At 35.7% G+C, this 22,521-nt stretch carries 18 protein-coding genes and 1 riboswitch; of the genes, 9 read left to right on the forward strand and 9 right to left on the reverse strand.

Translation table 11 applies throughout. The annotated features are described in order from the left end of the window. Positions 1-17: 17 nt before the first annotated feature. Positions 18-109, reverse strand: a riboswitch (TPP riboswitch). A 141-nt stretch (positions 110-250) separates the two neighbouring features. Further along, positions 251-1,189 carry an AraC family transcriptional regulator gene (locus H3U49_RS05020; protein ID WP_198180169.1) on the forward strand — a complete coding sequence of 313 codons (939 nt, stop codon included), beginning with the start codon at positions 251-253 and terminating at the stop codon, positions 1,187-1,189. 34 nt (positions 1,190-1,223) lie between these two features. On the opposite strand, the gene htpX is transcribed toward H3U49_RS05020, so the two are convergent. The 3 genes from htpX to H3U49_RS05035 all read right to left on the reverse strand — a co-directional run bounded on the left by htpX (position 1,224) and on the right by H3U49_RS05035 (position 3,908). Further along, positions 1,224-2,120, reverse strand: a complete 897-nt coding sequence (gene htpX / locus H3U49_RS05025; protein WP_198180170.1) for a zinc metalloprotease HtpX — start codon at positions 2,118-2,120, stop codon at positions 1,224-1,226. A gap of 17 nt (positions 2,121-2,137) precedes the next feature. After that, positions 2,138-2,698 carry a LemA family protein gene (locus H3U49_RS05030; RefSeq protein WP_034980895.1) on the reverse strand — a complete coding sequence of 187 codons (561 nt, stop codon included), beginning with the start codon at positions 2,696-2,698 and terminating at the stop codon, positions 2,138-2,140. Between the two features lie 109 nt (positions 2,699-2,807). Further along, on the reverse strand, positions 2,808-3,908 hold the full coding sequence (locus H3U49_RS05035; RefSeq protein WP_198180171.1) for an SLC13 family permease: 1,101 nt from the start codon (positions 3,906-3,908) through the stop codon (positions 2,808-2,810). Between the two features lie 189 nt (positions 3,909-4,097). On the opposite strand from H3U49_RS05035, the gene H3U49_RS05040 reads away from it, so the two are divergent. The 4 genes from H3U49_RS05040 (at position 4,098) to H3U49_RS05055 (ending at position 7,820) form a co-directional block, all read left to right on the forward strand. Continuing rightward, positions 4,098-4,457, forward strand: coding sequence for an iron-sulfur cluster biosynthesis family protein (locus H3U49_RS05040; RefSeq protein ID WP_198180172.1), 360 nt, complete (start codon positions 4,098-4,100; stop codon positions 4,455-4,457). A 178-nt stretch (positions 4,458-4,635) separates the two neighbouring features. Then, positions 4,636-4,776 carry a hypothetical protein gene (locus H3U49_RS05045; RefSeq protein WP_090094091.1) on the forward strand — a complete coding sequence of 47 codons (141 nt, stop codon included), beginning with the start codon at positions 4,636-4,638 and terminating at the stop codon, positions 4,774-4,776. 120 nt (positions 4,777-4,896) lie between these two features. Further along, the gene (locus H3U49_RS05050) at positions 4,897-5,814 is read left to right on the forward strand and encodes an HNH endonuclease (RefSeq protein ID WP_198180173.1); all 918 of its coding nucleotides are present in this window, start codon (positions 4,897-4,899) and stop codon (positions 5,812-5,814) included. 47 nt (positions 5,815-5,861) lie between these two features. Next, positions 5,862-7,820, forward strand: coding sequence for a BspA family leucine-rich repeat surface protein (locus tag H3U49_RS05055; protein WP_198180174.1), 1,959 nt, complete (start codon positions 5,862-5,864; stop codon positions 7,818-7,820). Positions 7,821-7,936: 116 nt separating this feature from the next. On the opposite strand, the gene H3U49_RS05060 is transcribed toward H3U49_RS05055, so the two are convergent. Next, entirely contained in the window at positions 7,937-9,460 is a 1,524-nt protein-coding gene (locus H3U49_RS05060) for an SLAP domain-containing protein (RefSeq protein WP_198180175.1), read from the reverse strand. 178 nt (positions 9,461-9,638) lie between these two features. On the opposite strand from H3U49_RS05060, the gene H3U49_RS05065 reads away from it, so the two are divergent. Further along, positions 9,639-11,480, forward strand: a complete 1,842-nt coding sequence (locus H3U49_RS05065) for a BspA family leucine-rich repeat surface protein (protein ID WP_198180177.1) — start codon at positions 9,639-9,641, stop codon at positions 11,478-11,480. 63 nt (positions 11,481-11,543) lie between these two features. Here the strand turns inward: H3U49_RS05065 and H3U49_RS05070 are convergent, their stop codons facing one another. Then, entirely contained in the window at positions 11,544-13,064 is a 1,521-nt protein-coding gene (locus H3U49_RS05070; protein WP_198180179.1) for an SLAP domain-containing protein, read from the reverse strand. Positions 13,065-13,274: 210 nt separating this feature from the next. Between H3U49_RS05070 and H3U49_RS05075 the strand changes: the two genes are divergently transcribed. Beyond that, entirely contained in the window at positions 13,275-15,281 is a 2,007-nt protein-coding gene (locus tag H3U49_RS05075; protein WP_198180181.1) for a BspA family leucine-rich repeat surface protein, read from the forward strand. 67 nt (positions 15,282-15,348) lie between these two features. On the opposite strand, the gene H3U49_RS05080 is transcribed toward H3U49_RS05075, so the two are convergent. From H3U49_RS05080 to H3U49_RS05090, 3 genes are all read right to left on the reverse strand, one after another. Next, positions 15,349-16,110, reverse strand: coding sequence for a hypothetical protein (locus H3U49_RS05080; protein WP_198180183.1), 762 nt, complete (start codon positions 16,108-16,110; stop codon positions 15,349-15,351). A 202-nt stretch (positions 16,111-16,312) separates the two neighbouring features. After that, entirely contained in the window at positions 16,313-17,836 is a 1,524-nt protein-coding gene (locus H3U49_RS05085) for an SLAP domain-containing protein (RefSeq protein ID WP_198180185.1), read from the reverse strand. Between the two features lie 195 nt (positions 17,837-18,031). After that, a complete protein-coding gene (locus tag H3U49_RS05090; protein WP_198180187.1) occupies positions 18,032-19,555 on the reverse strand; it encodes an SLAP domain-containing protein in 1,524 nt (507 codons plus the stop codon). Between the two features lie 160 nt (positions 19,556-19,715). Between H3U49_RS05090 and H3U49_RS05095 the strand changes: the two genes are divergently transcribed. Continuing rightward, the gene (locus H3U49_RS05095; RefSeq protein ID WP_198180497.1) at positions 19,716-21,038 is read left to right on the forward strand and encodes a replication-associated recombination protein A; all 1,323 of its coding nucleotides are present in this window, start codon (positions 19,716-19,718) and stop codon (positions 21,036-21,038) included. Between the two features lie 200 nt (positions 21,039-21,238). Here the strand turns inward: H3U49_RS05095 and H3U49_RS05100 are convergent, their stop codons facing one another. Continuing rightward, complete coding sequence (locus H3U49_RS05100) at positions 21,239-21,550, reverse strand: hypothetical protein (protein ID WP_198180188.1); 312 nt, start codon at positions 21,548-21,550, stop codon at positions 21,239-21,241. 382 nt (positions 21,551-21,932) lie between these two features. Here H3U49_RS05100 and H3U49_RS05105 point away from each other — a divergent pair, with 382 nt between their 5' ends. Then, positions 21,933-22,304 carry a hypothetical protein gene (locus H3U49_RS05105; RefSeq protein ID WP_198180189.1) on the forward strand — a complete coding sequence of 124 codons (372 nt, stop codon included), beginning with the start codon at positions 21,933-21,935 and terminating at the stop codon, positions 22,302-22,304. Positions 22,305-22,521: the final 217 nt, after the last annotated feature.

Raw genomic sequence — 22,521 nt, forward strand, 5'->3', positions numbered from 1 at the left:
AGGACAAAGCCTGACGATGTAAAATCTTTCGTTTTCCCTTCGCTGGCATTATCCAAAGCAGGTTCGACGGGTTTGTTCTCAGCCTTTGCGGGCACCCCGATATTAAATTTATTATACATAAAAGTAAAATAGATGTCTACATTTACTAGTATTCTCTCCTTAATCTAAATAACAAAATTCTATTAGTAAGATGAAATTTTGCTATATAATAAATCTATATATTCTAAAATTTGCATAAGAAGGTGAAATAATGGCAGCTGTTAAACTTGAACAATATTTAGCCAGTATTTTGGATTCGACTAAGTCCGACACTAATGAAGTAAAAATCAAACCCAAAAATATTAATTTTGATTTATTCAGAGTATTTTTGGAAAATCGCAATACTGGAGTTCACCGCTATCAAACTACAGCTTCAACTATTTTATATGAAGCTCAGGGGTCGGTAAAAGCCAGAATTAATGATCAGGACTTTTTGCTTAAAGCTGGCAATATCGTGTTTTTACAGAGAAAAAGTGATTATGAAATATTGCGGCAGGGAGAAAACGATATATTAGTTAAGTTAGAATTTGACCATAATTTCAAGATGCTGGATTTTCTCGGAAGCTATTCTGCCATGAGTCATCGTGAAAAAAAGGTGTTTAAGGCAATTACTGACGCTTATAATCAAAGACGCTTATTATTTTTGAATAGTACATCTCTGTCTAAATCTGCAAATGCACTAAAAAAAGTAATTGATGAATATCTTAATCAGGATCTTTATACTCGTCAGGTGATTTTGGCAGAGTTAAACTTGCTATTAATTGCTGCAGTTAGAAATCAAGATTTAGCGACAGCACCTGTGACTAATCATCAATTTGTTCAAACTGATTTAGAAAATTATATTGATGCGCATTTTACTGACATAACGCTTAATGAAACTGCTAAACATTTTGGCTTCAATCCTAATTATTTTTCAAGTTTGGTTAAACAAAAAACTGGTAAAAGTTTCGTCGAACATGTTGATGAAAGACGTATGCAGGAGGCGCGCAATTTGCTTGCACGACCAGATATTTCCGTCAAAGAAATAATTGCGCGGGTAGGTTACAGTGGCAAGTCCTTCTTTTATAAAAAATTTAGTGAATATTATCATGAAACGCCAGTCCAAATGCGGGCCGAGCTTTTTAGACAGGCAAACATCAACTTAAAATAAAAAGCAGCCTCGAGTAAAAGGTTGCTTTAGTTTATTACATTTTTTCTAAGCGACTAATCCTGTCAGCTGTTGGCGGATGACTGTCAAATAAATGAGCAAAACTGCGCTTTTTGCGTACAGGATCTTCAATATACATGCCGGCGCTGCTAGGGTCGGCTTTTTTCATTGGCTCAGAACCGTCAATCTTTTCTAAAGCAGAAATCAATCCTTGCGGGTTGCGCGTTAATTCTACTGAAGAGGCATCAGCCAGATATTCACGATTTCGCGATAATGCCATTTGGGCTAAACTGGCACAAATAGGTCCCAGAATTAACACAAACACAATGGCCACAATCTTAAAAATAACAACAATAGTACCACCACTATCGTTATCGCTGTCGCGATCATCATCAATCCACCAAATATAACGGCTGGCAATACCGGATAAATAAGAAATGACGCCGACTAATACCGCGGCAATAGTAGAAACTAAAATGTCGTAGTTCCTAATGTGCGAAATCTCGTGACCCAAAACCCCTTCCAGTTCCTCCCGGTTCATCATGTCCAGCAGACCTTGGGTAACTGCCACAGCAGAGTGGTTGGGATCGCGTCCAGTCGCAAAAGCATTAGGACTGGGATCATCAATAATAAAAACCCGAGGCATTGGGACCCGGCCGACCAGTGCCATATCTTGTACAACGTGCCACAGTTCCGGATTATCTTGCTCATGGACTTCTTGAGCGTGGTTAAGACTCATAACCATGTTGGCCGGGTTAGGCAGGACAATTAACATGTAGATTAAGCTAAAAACCACGGCAACAATTAATCCTAAAACAGGACGATCACCAAAAAGATAACCAAGTCCTGCCCCTACAAGTGCCAAAATAATGACAAATAATCCCATAATCCCAACGGTTTTACGTTTATTGCTGGCAATTTGTTGAAATAACATAAAAACTGACCTGGTATTTAAAATTTAACTTTAGGTACTTCTTTTTCCGATTCATTAGTTTGTAAGTAGTCAACTTTCTTAAAACCGTGAATGTGAGCAACAATATTAGACGGGAAAGTTAACAACTTTTGGTCGTAAAGTGCAGCAGATGAATTGTAAAGTTGTCTCGAATAAGCAATCTTGTTTTCTGTGTTAGTCAATTCTTCTTGCAGTTTCAAGAAGTTTTGGTTGGCTTTAAGGTCAGGATAGTTTTCTGATAAGGCAAAAATTGATTTAAGTGCATCAGAAATCTGATTGGAAACTTTTAAAGTTTGAGCGTGATCATCGCTGGGAATATTAGTTAACTGATTACGCAACTGCACAACATTTTCCAATGTTTCTTTTTCGTGTTTGGCATAGCCCTTAGTTGTTTCGACTAGGTTGGGAATCAAGTCGTTACGCCGCTTCAGTTGTACATCAATCTGACTCCAAGATTCATCGGTGTATACTTTGGCTTTTTGTAAACTGTTGTAAACTGTAATATAAAGTGCAATTAATAAAACAACAATAATTACAATTACCCAAGTTAAACTATTCATAGTATTCCTCCTTATATGTATCTCTTAATTATAACTGATTAAGGACCTTTTGAATATAAAAAAGAAGCTTATACTATCTTTCATTAGCAAAGCTTTACTAAATTGTATCTTAAATTAATAAAAGTCCCCAGCCTACAACGGTTAAAACAATTAAGCCAATAAACTGCATTACAGACCATTTCTTAAAAAATTCGCTTCTGGAAACTGTCGCATTTTGAGTAAAAGTTTTTAAGACCAGCATATTGGCCATTGAACCGATAGGAGAACCAAAGCCGCCAATGTTAGAACCTAAAAATAGTGCTTCAGCGTAAGGAGTAAACTTACCAACTAAAATAGTCGCAGGAACATTGCTGATAATCTGACTGGAGATAATCGAAGTGAAGTAGGTTGAGCTTTCCGAATTAATCATCGTATGAATGATGCTGACAATCATCGGGATCTGTTGAATATCACTAATGAAGATGAAGAAACAGGTAAAGGTTAATAGCAAAGCAAAATCAACTTTGAGCAGAATTCTGGGATTGATTAATAAGGCTAAGATAATCGCAACAATCATTGGAATTGCCACATTAATGACCTTAAATACCCCTAAGAAAAATAGGGCAAATACTGCTGTAGTAATGATTGTCGGTCTTAAACTGATATTAATCTGTTTAATATCTTGTCTGGGAATTTTTTTACGAGGGATAAAGTAGAAAATAATAAACGTAATGACTAACGCCATTAATAAATAGGGCAAAGACCAGGAGAAAAACTGCAGAGCACTAACAGAATATTTACTGACCAAAAAGATATTGTGGGGATTGCCCCAAGGAGTAAAGGCCGCCCCAATGTTTGCGCCCATTCCAATTAGAGTGACAGGTAAAATTTGCGGAAGGTTACATCTTTTGGCAATATTTAAATACAGGGGAATCAATGTAAGCGCTGTTATGTCATTGCCAAGAAACATCCCGGCAATAATCGCTAGAAGCGTAAACAAAATGTTTAATTTCTGCATATTATCGGCAATACTGGTCAGTTTATACGCCAGCACGTCTAACACGTGCAAGTAAGCGTATATTTGAATAATGATTAGCATCGCGGCGACTGAAAAAATCGTATGTAAGTTGATATCCTCAAGCCGCGGCCTAGCAAAAAAAAGACTGATAATCGTTATTACAAAAGTAATCTGCAGGATTTTATCACTAAAAACCTTTTTCAAGACGGTCATAAAATGTCCCCTTTCACAAGTTATAATCATCTATAATCGCTATATACATTTTGACCTTTTTTTTTGTTATACGCAATAATAAATTTTTCATGGTGAAAAGCACTTTTACTATAAACATAATTTTTGACACTATAACTTAATATATCCTATACTTGAGAAAATTGCTAAAGATTAGGAGGAAATATTAAAATGAGTAATTCCGAATCAGTTAAGATGAATATTAAAGCAGGTGCTGCTGAGAAAATCAAGAAAAGTGTGCAAGACGGACAAGTTGTTTTGCTTTCATTAAATGACGGCTCCAACAAATATTCTAACATTGCCGGTAGCTGTGCTGCCGGGACTCGTTTTCAATTTGTAGTATTGGATAAGCAAGATCCAGATTTTGCAATTAAAGTTGAAAATAATGCCGGCTTAGACTTATATACCAGTCCAGCAGAAATGCAATATTTAGGCAATGATTTAGTAGTAGATGAAAAAAATGCTGCAATCAGTTTGGCAGATGATAGTGGCGTAATTGATGCTGCCATGACAGTTAGTGAAAATAATTAGTGTATTTAACTAATAATATGTACTCAAAAATCACTTTATTTTTAGCGTTCCAAAATGGAGCGCTTTTTATTTTAAATGGTAAAAGATAATGGCGCAATATCAGCAAATCTTGCTTCAAAAAGTCCTAAGTGTTAAACTATATAAGATTTTCGAAAATCTTGAAAGGAAGTATAGTACTATGCGTAAAGGTGAAAATTACAACACTGGTTGTGAACCAAACCAAAGACCTAAGAACAAGAAGAACGGCAAGAAACGTGTTGCGCACGTGGCAGCAGTTGTTGCTTTCTTGAACAAGGCCAAAGCAGACGAAAATAAATAGTTTGTTTTTAATTAAGACTAAAAGGTGGATGAAACTTTCGTCCGCCTTTTTTTATTGCTCTAAATTGAGTAGAATTAGATTAATGATACATACATTTTGCTCTAAGGAGAATGCTTAAAAGTGAAGTTTCAATGCAGCGCGTGTGGATTGCGCATAAATGCCAAACATTTTAAACAAACGGGTCTGATTAATCCTAAACTGACCAGTATTTGCGATCTATGCATTCAAAGAGGAGAAAAGCCGGAAGACTTTGCCAATATTGCGGTTAATGTTTTTGCACAATGCCTACTGTTTACTTTTGTAGGAAAAGATGAAGTCGCAGATAATTCAACATTTTTGGTTGCTAAAAATGACCTGCGTAAGCGTTATGAAGCCTTTATTCAGGATTATGATGGGAATGAATTAGCCCAGCAACAACTATCAGCACATAATTTTAACCAGGCAGTAATTGACAGCGAGACAGGTCAAACTGACTTTGTGCCCAGCAGCGAATTTACTTTTGCCGAAAATCTGAGTAAATTAGGATTAACCGTCGACTTTAAACTCAATGAAGTGGATTATATTGACCGTGAGCGCATTCGCGCTAAATACCATTATCGCTGCCAATATTGCGGCAGGCGCGGACGTAGCGTCGATCACAAAGACCCAGTTTCACTGTCACATAATAATGATTTTGACAACCTGATTTTATCCTGCACGGAATGCAATCGCATCAAGTCCAACATGCCGTATAAATTATTTGTCAGTTTAAATAATGAAATTCCTGAAGTTAACCGAAAACTGGTCAAATATGAAGACGCTCTTGCTACTTTGAAGGGTGAATTTGAGGAAAGACGACGCGAATTAGCCGCTAAAATGCACCTGAAGGGTGTTGTTAATGATCCTGAACTTGACCAGATCCGTAAGCAAAACAAAAAACTGCAGGATGCAATTGATAGCCTGGAGAGTGATTATACTGACTTGCGTTCTTTACGCGAGCAGCACTTTATGACTGGCTGGAAACTAGCGCAAGTAAACGCAAAAGAAGATATTATTTAACTTTTAAAAGGCTTACAATGAAATTAAGAGGAAAAGGAGGTCAAAAAATGAAGTCAACTAAATTCAAGCAAAATATTTTAGCAAAAATGAGTATCAGTACGGTTGCCGCAGTCTTGGGCATGATGAGTGGCGCTAATCTGATCCAAAATGTTTTGGCAGATTCTGCTGCACCTGCTGCTAACAATCAAACTGCAAAAAAAGCACCGACTGCAACCAGTACTGTCAATAATCAGCTGGGCTTTTGGACTGGCACGGATGGCAGCTGCACGTGGCAATATGATGTCCTTACTAATACTCTGACTATCAGTGGTGCTAAAGGAGCACAATTGTCAAGTACACCTTTTACCAAAGAATTCAAATGGGCTGGAAGTATTGAGCATATCGTTTTTGAAGGTCCGTTTAAGTTACCTGCAAATTCAAAACAAAAATTTGCCAATTTGAGATATTTGTCTGATATTAAGGGTTTAGAAAACGCTGATACTAGTGATGTAACCAATATGTCTGGTTTATTTGCCGGTGATACAAAACTTACTAGTTTAGATATTAGTAATTTTAATACTGATAAAGTTACAGATATGAGTAACATGTTCAACAGATTAGGTATGGATAATGCTACTGCTACAGCAATAGATTTGAGTAAATTGAATACCGCAAATGTAACCACTATGAACAACATGTTTGCGGCAGCCAATTTTAAAAAGCTGGATTTAAAAAATTTTAATACTAGCAAAGTAACCGATATGGCAAATATGTTTTCCAGTTCCAAGGCAGAAACAATTAATGTAGCTAACTTTGATACCAGTAAAGTACAAAATATGAGCGGAATGTTCGATAATTGCATGATTAAACAGCTCGACTGCTCAGGCTTTAATACCAAAAACGTAACGGACATGAGCAGCATGTTTTCTCATAGTAGGAACATAACAACTCTAAACTTGAACAATTTTAATACTAGTAATGTCCAAAATATGAAAACTATGTTTTTTGGGGATTCAAATCTGACCAGTTTGGATTTGAGTAATTTTGATACTAGTAAAGTAACTAATATGTCAGGCATGTTTTCAAACGATACAGCATTAAAACAACTTAATTTAACGGGCTGGAATACTGCCAATGTTACTGATATGAGCACTATGTTTGCCGGATTAAAGAATATCGTCAGTTTAAATATTAAGCACTTTAATACTAGCAAGGTAACTGATATGTTTAGCATGTTTAACGGTGCTGAAAATTTAACTGATTTTGATATTAGTCATTTTGATACCAGCAAGGTAACTAATACCAGCTATATGTTTTCTGGTATGAAAAAAATAACCAGCATAGATTTAAGTCATTTTAATACTAAGTCTAATACGACCTTGTTAGGCATGTTTAGTGATGATGACAATTTAAAGACGGTTAATTTGAAAGGCTGGAATACCAAACGGGTCAGAAGTATGAGTCGCATGTTTAAAAACGACCCGCAGCTGGTCAATATTAATTTAAGTCATCTTAAAACTAATAGTCTCACTGAAGCATATGAGATGTTTAAAAATGATCGGAATCTCAAAACTGTTGATTTACATAATTGGAACACCCGCAAATTAACTGAAGTAAGTGAGATGTTTGCTCAATGTCCTAATCTTACTAATGTTAATTTACACGGCTGGCACATGCCTAAACTAACTGATTCGACAGATATGTTTATGCAGGACAAGAAATTAGCAGGGGTTGATCTGACTAATTTTAATATTCATAACAGCAGGATTTTAAATCAGGCAGGCAATCCAAAAGGGTTTGCTGTGAAGCTGGGCCACTACCGTTTGCGTAAAAGTTCAGGTGTAGGTCAAGGATTTAAGCACATTCAAGCTGTAGGCAAAGGAACAATTAGAAAACCGAAAGGCAAAAAATATACTACAAAGCAATTATTTAAGCTGTATAATCACTCTGCCAAAAAGAGCCCTAGAGAAACCTATGTCATGTATAACGGTAAAAAACCACAGTTACCAAAATCATTTCATTTTTGATTTTTAGTAAAATAAAAGGATTAGCTCATTGATATGACCTCCAAATTTAGGACAAATTTGAGAGTTCACATCACATTTCAGAACTAATCCTTTTTAGTTTGTCTTTTTAGTAAACTTTAGGCAAATTCAGGGAAGTTTAAAGTTTTTATCTGTGTTTTAGTGGTTTTTAACAACCAGATTGCCTGGTCTACTTGCGCCAGTGTCGCTTTGCTCGACCGTAAGACAACAGCAGCATTAGCTAAAGCATAGTCATAGCTCTGCATAAGTGCATCATAATGGACACTCTCGTTAATAGTTTGCTGTCCAGAGTCAAAGTCTTTCTGGAGCTTCACTTTATCGCTGTCGGTTGCTACTTTTTGTTTCTGCTCAGCTGCTAACGAAGTGTTTACAGGAGAAAGTTTTATGCCCCTGCTAAATTTCACATCACTTGCTTTAACGAAACTGTTAACTGCTATTATTTTTTCACTGGTGGTTAGAGTGATTGGACCATATTTTTTGTCAGTCGCTGGAGCCTTTAGTTGTGTGCCATCATTATTGATAAGGGCTTTTCTGTCTAAATTGTTACTCAGAAGGTGATAATACAACTCCGTTTTGTTTGTAGCCGCATTCCAAATATAGAATAAGCCGTCAACATTAAAGTCAGACTGCTTTGCAGTATTAAAACTAATTCCAACGGGTTTTCCTGTGGCGTCATAAAGCTTAACGTTTGCAGTAGTCTTTGCAGTAACAAAACTATAGGTTAAATCAGAGTAGTCGGTCGTTGGTAAGTAATTTCTCAGGTTGATACAGTTTTCATCTATGTATTCATCATGATGATTATGCAGGCGGAAAATATAGCCTTCAAAATCTTCTGCCCAAGGTTCAACAGCCAAATCAACTTTTATTTTCTGACCCTTTTTTAAAATATGTTTGGTTTTCATTTCGTTTAAAGTCTGAGTTGCTGTCTTTTTAAGAACGATGGCCGTTGTAACCCCATTGTAAGTTAAAGGATAACCATCTAAACTTGCAACATTATAGGCTTTGACATAGCGATTTTGACCAATAGCATAATAATTTTTTCCTTTAATTTTTGTGAGTGGCAGATAGTAAATATGCTCATTATTATCTGATTTAAAGTATTTACTATAATAGTATTTTGGTCTTGACTTAACTTGTTTAACTTTGCCCTGATACTTAACAATAGCGCGCTTAGGTAAAGTATGGCCAGTCTTGTTACCGGCTTTAGTATAAATAGCTGATTTCTGTAATAAAACCAATTTGCCCTTTTTGCTGTTCTTACCATTGACTTCTTTAATATCCGCCGTACTAATGTAGCAACCATCACCAATATTATAGAATTTTTGTCCATTAATTATTTTGGTGGCGTAATATTGCATAACATCTGCATTAAATCCTGGAATGTACTTATAGCCATTGGCATCATCTTCAGCATAAGGCACATATTTGTTCTTGTTTTTAATTTTGTGACCATATTTATTATAAAGATGGGCATCATAGATTAACGTGATTTTACCCTTTGCGGTCTTTTTACTGCTTTTGGCAGCTGCAACTGTCTGTATTTGATTGCAATTTACTAAAAAAGGTGTGACGACTAATGCCAAAGCCGTGATCGCCAAACAGATTTTTTTGGTTAATTTCATGATTTACCTCCTTACTAATCCTTTCTACTAAATTTATTATAACCTAATATAGGTGCAGCAATACATGTCTTACGATAAATGAATAAAAGGCTGACAAAGTTTAACTTAAGTTTCAAATCATTAATAAGTTTTAAGCAAAAAACCCGTATAATTAGGGTAAGAGAAAAGAGGTATCAAGATGAAGCTTCCAAATTTAATCAAGTTTGAAAAAACTGGGATAGGGATTGCAACAATGGCATTAGGTTTAGTCGTAACGGTGCAAACAAACGAAAATGTAGCTGCTGCAACGGAAACTCCTGCTGTTGTCCCAATTAGTGCGACAGGTTTGCCATCTGATGCCGGACTGTGGACTGGCACTGATGGCAGTTGCACATGGCAATACGATGTTATTAGTAGAACTCTGCGGATTAGTGGCGCGCAAAAAAGCAGTCAATTATCCAGCACACCATTTTTAAAGCAGTTTAAATGGTCTGGCAATATTGAGCATATTGTGTTTGAAACACCAGTTCAAATGGCTCCGAATTCGGCAGAAAAGTTTTCCGGTCTTGAGTATTTGGAGGATATTACGGGCCTCGACAAAGTTGATACTAGTCAAGTGACAAATATGGCTTTGCTTTTTACTAATGACAAAGCTCTAACTAAAGCTGATGTGAGTCACTTTGATACCAGCCAAGTGACTAGCATGGAACGAATGTTTGACAACACAGCCTTAACAGAAGTAGATTTGAGCAGTTTTAATACAAACAAAGTCACAAATATGAGCGGTATGTTTAGAAACAGCCCGATGAAACATCTTAATTTGAAAAGTTTTGCTACCAGCCATGTGACCGATATGGCAGAGATGTTTGCGGATAGCGATGTGGCAGAGCTTGATCTGGCTAATTTTGATACCGGTAATGTCACTAACATGTCTGGTATGTTTGCTGGAATAAAAGTTCCTGAACTAAATCTTGAGCACTTTAACACTAGTAAAGTTAATAATATGTCTGGTATGTTTTCCAGTACCCAAAATCTGTCAAGTCTTGATTTGAGTAATTTTGCTACTAGTCAAGTGACCGATATGGAGGAAATGTTTAGGGGTAGTACTGTTACTCACTTAAATTTGGCTAATTGGAACACCAAAAACGTCACCAGTATGAAAAATATGTTCCAAGCGTGTTCTAACTTAACTAAACTTGACTTAAGTGGCTTTAATACCGGTAATGTTACAGACATGTCGGGTATGTTTGCAAAATTTGCTCATTTGGATCAGCTAAATTTCAGTCACTTTGATACGAGTAAAGTTAAAGATATGAGAGAAATGTTCGCAGACAATCCAGCTGTTACTAGTTTGGATTTAAGCAGTTTTGATACCAGCAACGTTACTAATATGATCTCGCTGTTTTCTGGAGACAGCTCTTTGGCTAAGCTCAATTTAACGGGCTGGAATACCAAGAACGTACGCTGGATGAATTCAATGTTCAGTGGTGACAGCAGTCTAAAAGACATTGACTTGAGACACTTTAATACTGCCCAAGTTACTGATATGCTTAGGATGTTTAAAGGTGCAAAAAGTCTTGAACAGCTTGACCTGCATACTTGGGATACACGTCAGGTTACCAGGGTCAGCCAAATGTTTATGGACTGTGATAATCTTGTTTTTGTTGATTTGCGTGGCTGGCGGTTACCAAAAATGTATGATTCAACGGAAATGTTTACTAATGATCAGAAGCTAGCTGGAGTTGATTTAAGCCATTTTAATATTCATAATAGTCAGATTTTACTCAACGCCGGTAATCGCAAAGGCTTTGTTGTCAAGCTCGGGCATTACCGCTTGCGTAAGAGTTCAGGAGTAGGTCAAGGATTTAAATATATTCAAGCTGTTGGCAAGGGAACAATTAGCAAACCTAAAGGCAAGAAATATACTGCAAAACAATTGCTAAAACTGTATAACCATTCGGCTAAAAAGAGTCCTAAAGAAACTTATGTTATGTATAATGGCAAAAAGCCCCAGCTGCCTGAAGGGTTTAAACTTAAATAGATAAGACAAAAAAGCTAATTCGTTTTAATTACGAATTAGCCTTTTTCTATAAGTCTAAAAGATTTAATCGCCCTGAGGAACAGACATAGTTGTCAGTTGCTCTTTAGCAGTTTTAACATACCAGACAGCTTCAGCAACTTGGGCGACAGTTGCTTTATCAGATCTTATTATGGCAGAGGCATTACTTAAGGAGCTGTCATAATTATTCATTAGGTCTGTATCGTATTTAGCATTTTGATCTAAATCTTTGCCCTCATTAAAAAGTGCTAGTAATTCTTGCTTGTCAGCAGTCGTTGCAATTCTTTGACCATTTTTGGCCTGCTCAACCGTATTAAGTGCTTTCAGCTTTAACCCGCTGACGTATTTAACATCGCTAACTTTGATAAAGTTATTGCCATAGTTTAATTTTTGGTTATTACTGTGGGTTACTGAATCTTGATCTGGTATCGGATTTGGTTGCTTGTCATCAATCACATTAGTATCGCTGTAATTTAGACAGTGATAAAACAGTTCCGCCTTGTTTTTCTCAGGAATCCACAAGTACATTAAGCCATCAACCGTCAGATTACTATGTGTCGGCTTCATGATATGCTTGCCAGTTGCCTTGCCAAAAGTATCATAAAGTTCAACGCTGTTGCCTGCTAATGGGGTGACATAAGTGTAGACTAAGTCGCTATAGTCAATGATAGGCAGGTTCCTTTTCAGTTTAACTTCGTATTCTGAAACATATTCATCTGGGTGATCGTGCAATCTGTATATATAACCCTCAAAGCCATCAATTTCGTATGGAATAACAGTTAAATCAAGTTTAATCTTTTGTCCTTTTTTCAGTTTCCGCTTTGCAGCAGAATAATTTACCGTTGTGCTGGAGGTGTTCCTAAGGACAGTCGCTGACGAAACACCATTGTAGCGAGCAATGTGACCATTAATGTAGCCGACATTAGCTGCCTTAATGTAGCGCTTATGTCCTAAAGAGTAATAATATTTCCCTTTAATTTTATGAGTAGGTATATATCTGGGCTTGAAGTATCTGTCTAAATCGTTAAGATAATAAAAGTATTTGGGTGTTTTAGTAGCAGTCTTAGCTTTTCCTTGATACTTGACAATTGCATCAGTTCTTAATTTCTTACCAGTTGCTTTGCCAGTCTTGGTGTAAATCAATGAATTGTGACTTAATACTAGTTTGCCTTTTTTAATATTATGGCCTTTTACTTCTAAAATATCGGCATTTTTAACGTAATAGTTATGACCAAGGTTGTAAAATTTTTGCCCGTTAATTTTTTTAGTGCCGTAGTAGGAATAACTGGTTCTGCCATCGCTGTATTCATCAATTTCCATGTCAGTAATCACGTAGCCCTTGGAATCAGCGCTAAAACCTTCAGGAACAGTAAAGCCGTGAGAAATATTCAATTTTATTTTATGACCTGACGGATTGTAAACATAATCGTTTTTAAGCAGCGTAACTTCTCCTTTGGCTTTCTGAGCAGCTTCTACTGTTTGGAAATTGGTGATATTTGGCAATAATGGACCAGCAGTTAATAATAAGGCTGTTAGTCCAATATAAATTTTCTTAAAACGTTTCATATTATGACCTCACAAATTATGACCTTACAAAGATGAGCTTATAATTTAATGTTATCGTAACCCAAAATGAAACTCAAATTTATTTTATCTGGTAAATTTAATGGATTTTGTCTGGCTTTCATTATTTTTTACAACCAGGAAAACTATATTTTGCAATATTTTGGATTTGAAACGGCTTATAATTAAGTTAATGAAAAGGAGGTCATGATAATGAATCACAACCATTCAAAACAAATTTTAGGTTTAGTTAAAAAAGTTGGTATTAGCAGCAGTCTTGCTTTTTGTGGTCTGAACTTAATGGCAGCTGCTGTTAAGCCGGTTTCTGCTACAACTAATAAACCTGATGCTAGCGACCAAGTGAATAATGATATTCAGGAAATACCAGGTATTTGGTCGGGCAAAGATGGTGACTGCAACTGGAATTATGATATTGTTACCAGAACTCTGACAATTAAAGGAACTCAGAAAAATAGCACTCTTTCGAGTCGCCCGTTTAATGAAGAATGGAGTTGGGGGAATAATATTACCCATATTGTTTTTGCCTCCCCCGTAAAACTTCCTGCAGATTCAAAATATAAGTTTAGCGAGCTAAATAATTTGAAAGACATTAAGGGACTGGACTTAGTTGACACTAGTGAAGTCACTGACATGAGTGGCTTGTTTGATATGGATCAGGCTCTGACTGAACTTGATTTAAGTCACTTTCAAACTGATAAAGTAACTGATATGAGTAGGATGTTTGAGTCTACGGGACTATCAAAGCTAGATTTGAGCAGTTTTAATACTAGCAATGTCACTAACATGAATTATATGTTTAGTAATTGCACTGCTGAAAACATCAACCTGACCAGTTTTAATACTAGCAATGTCACTAAAATGGATTATATGTTTAATGGTTGCACTGCCAAAAGCATTAACTTGAGTAGTTTTAATACCAGTCGCGTTACTGAAATGAGTAATATGTTTAGTCTAACCAAACTTCAAAATCTTAATTTTGCTGACCTTGATACAAGCAATGTGACTAATATGTCAGGAATGTTTGAGCGGGCTGATATTTCTAATTTAGATTTTGCCAAACTCAATACTAGTAAAGTTACAGACATGGAATACATGTTCTCAGGAACAACCGGGGTAAAGGCCCTGGATCTTAGCTCATTAGATACCAGTAATGTTATTAAGATGTCAAATATGTTTGCTTCAAGCAAAATAACAAAATTAGTTTTAGACAATTGGAACACCAATAAGGTAACAGATATGTCGTATATGTTTGCTGACTGTCCTAATTTAACGGATGTTGACTTGAGCAAATTGCATACGGCGAATGTCACAAACATGTCATACATGTTCGAAGGCTTTTCACAGCTAGAGCAATTAAATCTAGCCAAACTTGATACTCATAATGTTAAAAACATGAGAGGAATGTTTGCTAAAAATCCTAATTTAAAAAGCATAAATTTGAATCATTTAGATACATCAAATGTAACCAATATGCGGGAAATGTTTGCGAAAAATCCTAATATAAAAAGCATAAATTTAAATCATTTAGATACATCAAATGTAACCAATATGCGGGAAATGTTTGCGGAAGATCCTAATATAGAAAGTTTAGATTTAAGTCATTTAAATACTGCTAAAGTTACCACCGTGTGGGGGATGTTTACTGGAGATTATTCTTTAACCAATTTGAACCTGGATGGCTGGAATACTGAGAATGTTAAAGACATGACTTATATGTTTGCTGATAATAAGAGTTTGGTTAGCATAGATCTTTCGCATTTCAGAATGACTAATGTTACTAGTACAACTGGGATGTTTAATGATTGTACTAATCTGATGTATGTGAATTTAAGTGGCTGGCATTTACCAAAATTAAAATCTTCAACTATAATGTTTGAAAACGATAAAAAATTAGTTGGAGTTGATTTAAGCCATTTTAATATTCATAACAGTCAGATTTTGCTCAACGCTGGTAATCCTAAAGGCTTTGTTGTCAAGCTCGGGCATTACCGCTTACGTAAGAGTTCGGGAGTAGGCAAGGGCTTTAAGCATATCCAAGCAGTTGGCAAAGGCACAATTAGAAAGCCGAGAGGCAAGAAATATACAGAAAAACAATTGCTAAAACTATATAACCATTCGGCTAAAAAGAGTCCCAAGGAAACTTATGTCATGTATAATGGCAAAAGGCCCAAACTTCCTAAAGGGTTCAAGCTTAAATAGACAAGACAAAAAGACTAATTCGTTTTTAATTACGAATTAGCCTTTTTATTGGTAAAGAAATAGAAAATTATTTTAATTTGCCTTCATCAATAAGTTTATCGTCACGTTTTGCTAGTTTCTTGTTATGTGCTTCATAACCTTTATCAGACATATCAGCATTAAATTTATACCCACGTTTCTTCAAAGCCTTAATATCTTGCTTCATTAACGGTGTATTTACTTTAGGATTTTTCTTATAATATTTATAATCATTTAAATAATTATCATATAAAATTGTATTACCCCATCCTTCATGATGCTTAGGTTCTTTTTTAGGAGGGTTTACAGGTTGTGGCTTCAAATCACCTGATGGTTTAGTAGTAGGAACATCTTTCTTAATTTGTCTCTTTAGCCACTTAATTTCAGCATTAAGATAATTCTTGAAAGTCTTGGCATACTTAGTCTTATAATTTCTAAAATGCTTCAAGGTCTTCTTGTATAGGGCTAATTTTTTAGTCTTATTCGTTAACTTCTGCCCCTTCTTGACGTTCTTATTGAAATAATTATTTGCTTTTTGGTGGCGTTTTGACCAAGTTTTCTTAGTCTTGTGGATATTGGTCTGAGGCTCGGGATCATTATCTTGGATAGGTTGCGAAATTGGTTCAGCTACAGGAGTTTCAGTCTTATCTGTTGCACTTGTATCTGGATTATTTGTATTAGTGTTGGTATTTATATTTGTTTGATTAGTTGCAGCCACATCTGCTAAAACAGCTGAAGTTTGACTAATAACTGGCGCTAAAACGGTAATACCCGCAACAGCTGCAACAATAATATTTTTATGTAATTTCACTTTGGTTTACTCCTTTAAATTTGATTTCAATATCCTTTATCGTTAGGCTGGTCATCACGTTTTGTCAGTTGATAGCTATTTTTAAATAACTAATAAATCAGCATTAAACTGATAGTCTCGTTTTTGCCAGGCTCTACATATTGTCTATTATATTTGCTTGGACTATTTTTGTAAAACTAATATTGCTCTGACCAGTAGCCATTTAATCACCGGGAGGAGTAGACATAGTTGTCAGCTGCTTTTTAGCGGTTTTAACATACCAGACAGCTTCATCTACTTGCGTGACAGTTGCCTTATCAGACCTTAAAATAGCAGAAGCGTTTCTTAAGGCGCAATCATAATTAGACATGAGATTATCATAAGCGCTATTTTGAGCTAGATCTTTTCCCTCGTTAAAAAGTGTGAGCAGCTCCTGCTTGTCAGCTCCTGTCGCAATCTTTTGCCCATTTTCAGCCTGCTCAATCGTATTCAGTGCTTTTAGCTTTAACCCGCTGACGTATTTCACATCGTTCACCTTAATAAAGTTATTGCCATAGATTAATGCTTGCTTTTTTGCAGGGTAAGTTGGTTCTGAATTTGGCACCGAGTTTGGTTGGTTGGCATCAATCACACTAGCGTCACTGTAATTTAAACAATGATAAAACAGTTCCGCCTTATTTTCCTCAGGTACCCAGAGATACATTAAGCCATCAACTGTTAGATTACTGTATTGCGGCTTTATAATACGTTTACCAATTGTCTTGCCAGATGTGTCATAAAGTTCAACGCTGTTGTCTGTCACTGGCGTAACGTAAGTATAAACTAAGTCGCGGTAGTCAATGATAGGCAAATTCTTTTTCAATTTAACATTGTCCTCATCAACGTATTCATCCGGATAGTCGTGCAGTCTGTAAAGATAACCCTCAAAGCCATCATTTTGGTAAGGAATAACAGTTAAATCAAGTTTAATCTTCTGTCCTTTTTTCAGTTTACGTTTAACGGCAGAATAATTTACCGTTATGCTAGCGGTGTTCTTAAGAACAGTCGCTGACGAAACGCCGTTGTAGCGAGCGATGTGACCGTTAATATAGCCGACGTTAGCTGCTTTAATGTAACTATTATGTCCTAAAGAGTAAAAATATTTTCCTTTTATTTTGTGGGTAGGTACGTATTTGGGCTGGAAGTACCTTGCGACATCATTAAGGTAGTAAAAATATTTGGGTGCTTTGGTAGCAGTCTTAGCTTTTCCCTGGTACTTAACAACTGTATTAGTTCTTAGTTTCTTTCCCGTTGTTTTGCCAGTCTTGGTGTAAATCAGTACATCGTGTTTGATAGTCAATTTACCTTGTGTGATATTGCGCCCATTGACTTTTAAAACATTAGCACTATTAATGTAATAGTTATGTCCCAAGTGGTAAAACTTTTGTCCGTTAATTTTTTTAGTGCCGTAGTAGGGATAACTGGTTCTACTGTCATCATCATAAACTATCATTTCTGTAGTTAAATAGCCCTTGGGATCAGCGCTAAAGCCGTTAGGAATGTTATAGCTATGTGTACCCCGATTTTGCTTCAATTTTATTTTATGGCCTGACGGGTTGTAAACATAATCACTCTCAAGCAGTGTGACTTTTCCTTTGGCTTTCTGAGCTGCTTCTACTGTTTGGGGGTTAGCGGTATATGGCAAAAATTGAGTGGTGGATAAAGCCAGGGCTGTTAAGCCAATGCCAACTTTCTTGAAAAATTTCATTTTATGACCTCACAAAAAACGCTTATGTTAATATCATTGTACCCTAAACTGATGTCTGAAATTGTTTTATTATATAAATTGTTAGAACTTTTGCGTGGCTTTCAATATTTTCGCATGATTTAGTTAGTTTTCAAATTAAGCAATAAAAATAGAGTTAAACCACTCTTGTTTGGTGGATTAACTCTATTTTTTAATTTAACTCCATTCAGCGAAGTTTAAAGTACTTAATTGAATTTTGGTTGTGTCAAGTAGCCAAATTGCCTGTTTTACTTGAGCAATCGTTGCTTTTGGAGATTGTAAAATAGCAGAAGCAATCATCAAAGCATTATTATAATTACTTACTGCACTTTGTTGCTCACACTTAACATTCTTGTTATTCTTATTTTCCACAAATTTTCTTTGCAATTCTTGCTTATCCTTATCTGTTGCTACTTTCTGATCGTTCTCAGCGTCTTTAGCAGTATTGAGAGGGGTAAGTTTAATTCCACTGGCAAAAGTAACATCACTAGCTTTGACAAAGCTGTTAGTATAGCGAATCTTATCTTCTGTCGATTCAATCAGTTTATTGTTTTTGTCAAACTCTGGTTTTTTAAGGTCAGTACCGTCGTTATTAACAAAATAGTTTCTGTCTATTCTGTAGGTTAAAAAGTGATAAAACAGTTCTGCTTTGTTTTCGCTAGGTACCCATAAGTAATAAAGACCATCAACGGTCAAGGGGCTTTGCTTACGGTTCCTGTAACTGATACCTGTTGGAGTACCGTCAAAATTATAGAATTTAGTATTTGTCGTAGTATTAGGTCTTACATAGGTGAATGTAAGTTCATCGTAACTTGATGTTGGCAAATAGTTTCTCAATTTAATGTAATTTTGACCAACATATTCGTTAGGATAATCGTGCAGGCGATAGATATAGCCTTCAAAGTCTTCTGCCCAAGGCTGGACCGCTAAATCAACTTTAATTTTTTGGTCCTTTTTTAGAACGTGTTTAGTAGAATCATTGGTTAATGTTTGAGTTGTCGTATTTTTGAGAACAGTGGCATAGGTAACGCCATTATACATAAGAGGATACCCATCTATGCTGTCAACGTTATTTGCTCTAATATAACGATTTTTCCCTATTGCATAACAGTCTTTACCATTAACTGTTTCTGTCGGCAAATAATAAAAGGTTGCCTTTTGCTCAGAAACGTTAAATTTTGCAAAGTAATATTTTTGCTTGGATTGAGTTTGCTTAACCTGACCCTGATAGTTAACGACTGATTTAACTGGTAGAGTCTTGCCTTTTAGTTTACCGGTTTTAGTATAGATCGCAGATCTGTGATTCAAAACCAGCTTACCGGTCTTAGAGCTCTTGCCGTTAACGTTATTGACATCACCGTCATTAATATATTCTCCTTGACCAATTTTATAGTATTTTTGCCCATTAATCATTATTGTGCCGTAATAATCTAAGGAGTCGACATCAAAAGAAGAAACATAGCAGAAACCATTAACATCTGCTTCAATTACAGAATAATTCCCGTTTTTTCTTGCTTTAAGTCTTTGACCATATTGATTATATACGGGTGCGTCATTGACTAAAGTAATTCTGTTTTTAGCTAGTTTTTGTGTTTTTGGCGCAGCTTGCACTGTTTGAATATGATTTAGACTTGGCAGCAGCGGACTAATTGTCAACACGGTTGCGGCTAAGCCAAGACCAATTTTCTTGAAAAATTTCATATCTTCACCTCATTATATGTGACTTTATAATCAATATAATTATAACGCAAACTAGTTATTAAAATCAGAGCAAACAGACGTTCATTTATTTTTGCTAGCGGACAAATACTTGTATAATTAGGTTAGTAAGTATCTAGAAGTAAATAAAGAAGATGTAATGATGAAGCAAGAATCATTATTTGCAAACAGTGGGCAAAATGAACCTTTGGCTAACCGCGTACGTCCCCAAAATCTAGCTCAGTTTGTAGGACAAGAACAGCTGCTGGGACAGGGAAAAATTTTGCGAGAAATCATTGATAATGACCAGGTTTCCTCAATGATTTTTTGGGGACCACCGGGAGTCGGCAAAACGACTTTGGCTGAAATAATTGCCCGGCAGAGTCAAGCGAGCTTTTTTAATTTTAGTGCGGTTGACAGCAGCATTACTAAAATCCGCAAAATTATGAAGCAGGCTGAAGCTGAACACGAAGTGGGGCAAAAAACGCTGGTATTTGTAGATGAAATCCATCGTTTTAATAAAGCACAACAAGATGCTTTTTTACCCTACGTTGAACGTGGCAGCATCATTTTAATTGGTGCTACGACCGAAAATCCTTCCTTTGAAATTAACTCGGCGCTGCTTTCACGCTGCAAGGTTTTTGTCCTAAAACCGCTTGAAGTCAAAGATATTATTAAGTTATTGCAAAACGCTCTGCACAACCCTAACGGTTTTGGCAAGTTAACCGTCAAAATCAGTGAACAGGAGATTAAAGCCATTGCCAAATTTGCCAACGGTGACGCCAGAACAGCTTTAAATACGCTGGAGATGGCAGTTTTAAACGGTCATAAAACTGGTAATACGATTGCTGTGACTATGGAAAGTCTGGGACAATTAATTACCCAAAAGTCGGTCCTGTATGATAAAGACGGAGAAGAACACTACAATATCATCTCCGCTTTGCATAAATCAATGCGTAACAGCGATGTTGACGCGGCAATTTATTGGCTGTCGCGGATGCTTGAAGGGGGAGAAGATCCGCTTTATATTGCACGTAGACTAGTGCGCTTTGCCAGCGAAGATATTGGCTTGGCAGATACTAATGCGCTGAATGTGGCGGTCAACGTCTTTCAGGCTTGCCAATTTATAGGGATGCCGGAATGTGATGTGCATTTGACAGAAGCTGTGATTTATCTGTCACTTGCTCCGAAATCAAACGCAGTTTATAAGGCTAGATTAGCCGCTGAAGAAGATGTTAAGAAGACTATTGATGAACCAGTACCTTTGCAGATTCGCAACGCTCCGACTAAGTTAATGAAAGATTTGGGCTATGGTAAAGGTTACCAGCTCGCGCATTATGCTAAAGACAAGTTAACGACAATGAAAACTATGCCACCGAGTTTAGAGGGACACGAATATTATTTGCCAACCTCGCAGGGTCATGAAGACCGTTTTAAAAAGAGGCTGGAACAAATTAAAGAATGGCACAAAGAACACGATGATTAAGACGGGGCTTTTAAAGTCTAGCCTCATTAATTTTAATTACCGGAACACTAAAAGAATAATATAACAGATTGATTAGCTAGATGATGAATTAAGCGGACACTGCTATTTGAGCATCAACTAAAAAGCGGGCAAACCACAAATTGAATGGTTTGCCTGTTTTTGTGTTCTTTCTTTTTTGTGGCGATATTTATTTAAATTTATTATTTAACGAAAAGCATGTTGCCTGAAGCCCACATAATATAAAAAAACAGAATAACACCAATTATTAGAGCTAATAGCCAACCTAAAACCAAACTTATAATAAAGGTAATATGTTTGTGTTGAAAAAATGTTGTCAATACTTCCGCCAAAGCTGATAGTAGAAGACCTAAGGCGCAAACGCTTAAATCAACAGATTTGAAAAACGGTAAGATTAAAACCAATAAGAATGCGCCTAATACAATAAACCATAAATATTTATAGCCATGATCTATTAGCAGTTGTTCTTTCATCGTAGTCTGGTTTTTGATCATTATTAATAGCTCCAATCATGATATTACCAAGATTTATTATGCACAAAGCAATATTAAATTTTTCACAGATACTAACTTTTTTATGTCTCTCTGAATTTTTTCAGATACAAAAAGCAGTTTTAATTTAACTTAAAACTTTAGTTATATCTATGATAATAATAACTTATAGGTTAGTACATAACTATTAAGATGTAAAGTGATTAATTAAAATTAAATTAAATTAAATCTATTGCTAAATATCAGGAAATAAGCGCAGCATTTTTTATGATTTAACTGCAATTACTGATTAGACTATTGATTATCTTTATATTTCATTTATAATTATAAATTATACAATAATTAAAAAATTCAAAAAAGAAAGGTTATAGGAAATGAGATGAAAATGAAATTAGCAAGAGCCGCTTTACTATTGTTATGTTCATTTGGAATGGCGCTTTTTTTCTCCAATAAGCCGAATTTTAACTTAATATGGTCAATTAGTGCGTTTATCATGACAATAATTGCTACAGCTTGGTTTGAAGTAAAAGAAGATACATTTATTGACCAAGTCGAAAATGATTTAATTTACTGTATGGTATTACAAGGTGCACCTATTAGTTTTGAAACTTTATATTTATTGAATATGACAGATGAGCAAGAAGACCACCCGTTATTGATACTCTTGATTATTGTCTTAAATTTAATCTGTGTGTTCTTACTTGACTATTTAATTAATCGAGTTAAATTTTACAAAGTTGAAGATAAAAATGATTAGAATTTAACATAATTTGCGTACCAGGCTATTAAAATGCTTGGTGCTTTTTTTAGCATGAAGTTCGTCAGACTATTTAATATATACAGGTTTTTCATTTTTACAGCAATACTAAATTCTTATAGAAGTTAATATTCCTGAATCTATTTGATATCCTTACCAATATAAGTGTTGGTCATAGGAAATAATGAATTGATTACGCAGCTAATTATACTGTTAG

The sequence above is a fragment of the Lactobacillus sp. W8174 genome, assembly GCF_016100975.1.
Classification (GTDB): Bacteria; Bacillota; Bacilli; order Lactobacillales; family Lactobacillaceae; genus Lactobacillus; species Lactobacillus juensis.

Coding starts and splice junctions, on each gene's coding strand:
- H3U49_RS05020 (WP_198180169.1), top strand. CDS start 251: ATGGCAGCTGTTAAACTTGAACAATATTTAGCCAGTATTTTGGATTCG.
- htpX (WP_198180170.1), bottom strand. CDS start 2,120: ATGTTATTTCAACAAATTGCCAGCAATAAACGTAAAACCGTTGGGATT.
- H3U49_RS05030 (WP_034980895.1), bottom strand. CDS start 2,698: ATGAATAGTTTAACTTGGGTAATTGTAATTATTGTTGTTTTATTAATT.
- H3U49_RS05035 (WP_198180171.1), bottom strand. CDS start 3,908: ATGACCGTCTTGAAAAAGGTTTTTAGTGATAAAATCCTGCAGATTACT.
- H3U49_RS05040 (WP_198180172.1), top strand. CDS start 4,098: ATGAGTAATTCCGAATCAGTTAAGATGAATATTAAAGCAGGTGCTGCT.
- H3U49_RS05045 (WP_090094091.1), top strand. CDS start 4,636: ATGCGTAAAGGTGAAAATTACAACACTGGTTGTGAACCAAACCAAAGA.
- H3U49_RS05055 (WP_198180174.1), top strand. CDS start 5,862: ATGAAGTCAACTAAATTCAAGCAAAATATTTTAGCAAAAATGAGTATC.
- H3U49_RS05060 (WP_198180175.1), bottom strand. CDS start 9,460: ATGAAATTAACCAAAAAAATCTGTTTGGCGATCACGGCTTTGGCATTA.
- H3U49_RS05065 (WP_198180177.1), top strand. CDS start 9,639: ATGAAGCTTCCAAATTTAATCAAGTTTGAAAAAACTGGGATAGGGATT.
- H3U49_RS05070 (WP_198180179.1), bottom strand. CDS start 13,064: ATGAAACGTTTTAAGAAAATTTATATTGGACTAACAGCCTTATTATTA.
- H3U49_RS05075 (WP_198180181.1), top strand. CDS start 13,275: ATGAATCACAACCATTCAAAACAAATTTTAGGTTTAGTTAAAAAAGTT.
- H3U49_RS05085 (WP_198180185.1), bottom strand. CDS start 17,836: ATGAAATTTTTCAAGAAAGTTGGCATTGGCTTAACAGCCCTGGCTTTA.
- H3U49_RS05090 (WP_198180187.1), bottom strand. CDS start 19,555: ATGAAATTTTTCAAGAAAATTGGTCTTGGCTTAGCCGCAACCGTGTTG.
- H3U49_RS05095 (WP_198180497.1), top strand. CDS start 19,716: ATGAAGCAAGAATCATTATTTGCAAACAGTGGGCAAAATGAACCTTTG.
- H3U49_RS05100 (WP_198180188.1), bottom strand. CDS start 21,550: ATGATCAAAAACCAGACTACGATGAAAGAACAACTGCTAATAGATCAT.
- H3U49_RS05105 (WP_198180189.1), top strand. CDS start 21,933: ATGAAATTAGCAAGAGCCGCTTTACTATTGTTATGTTCATTTGGAATG.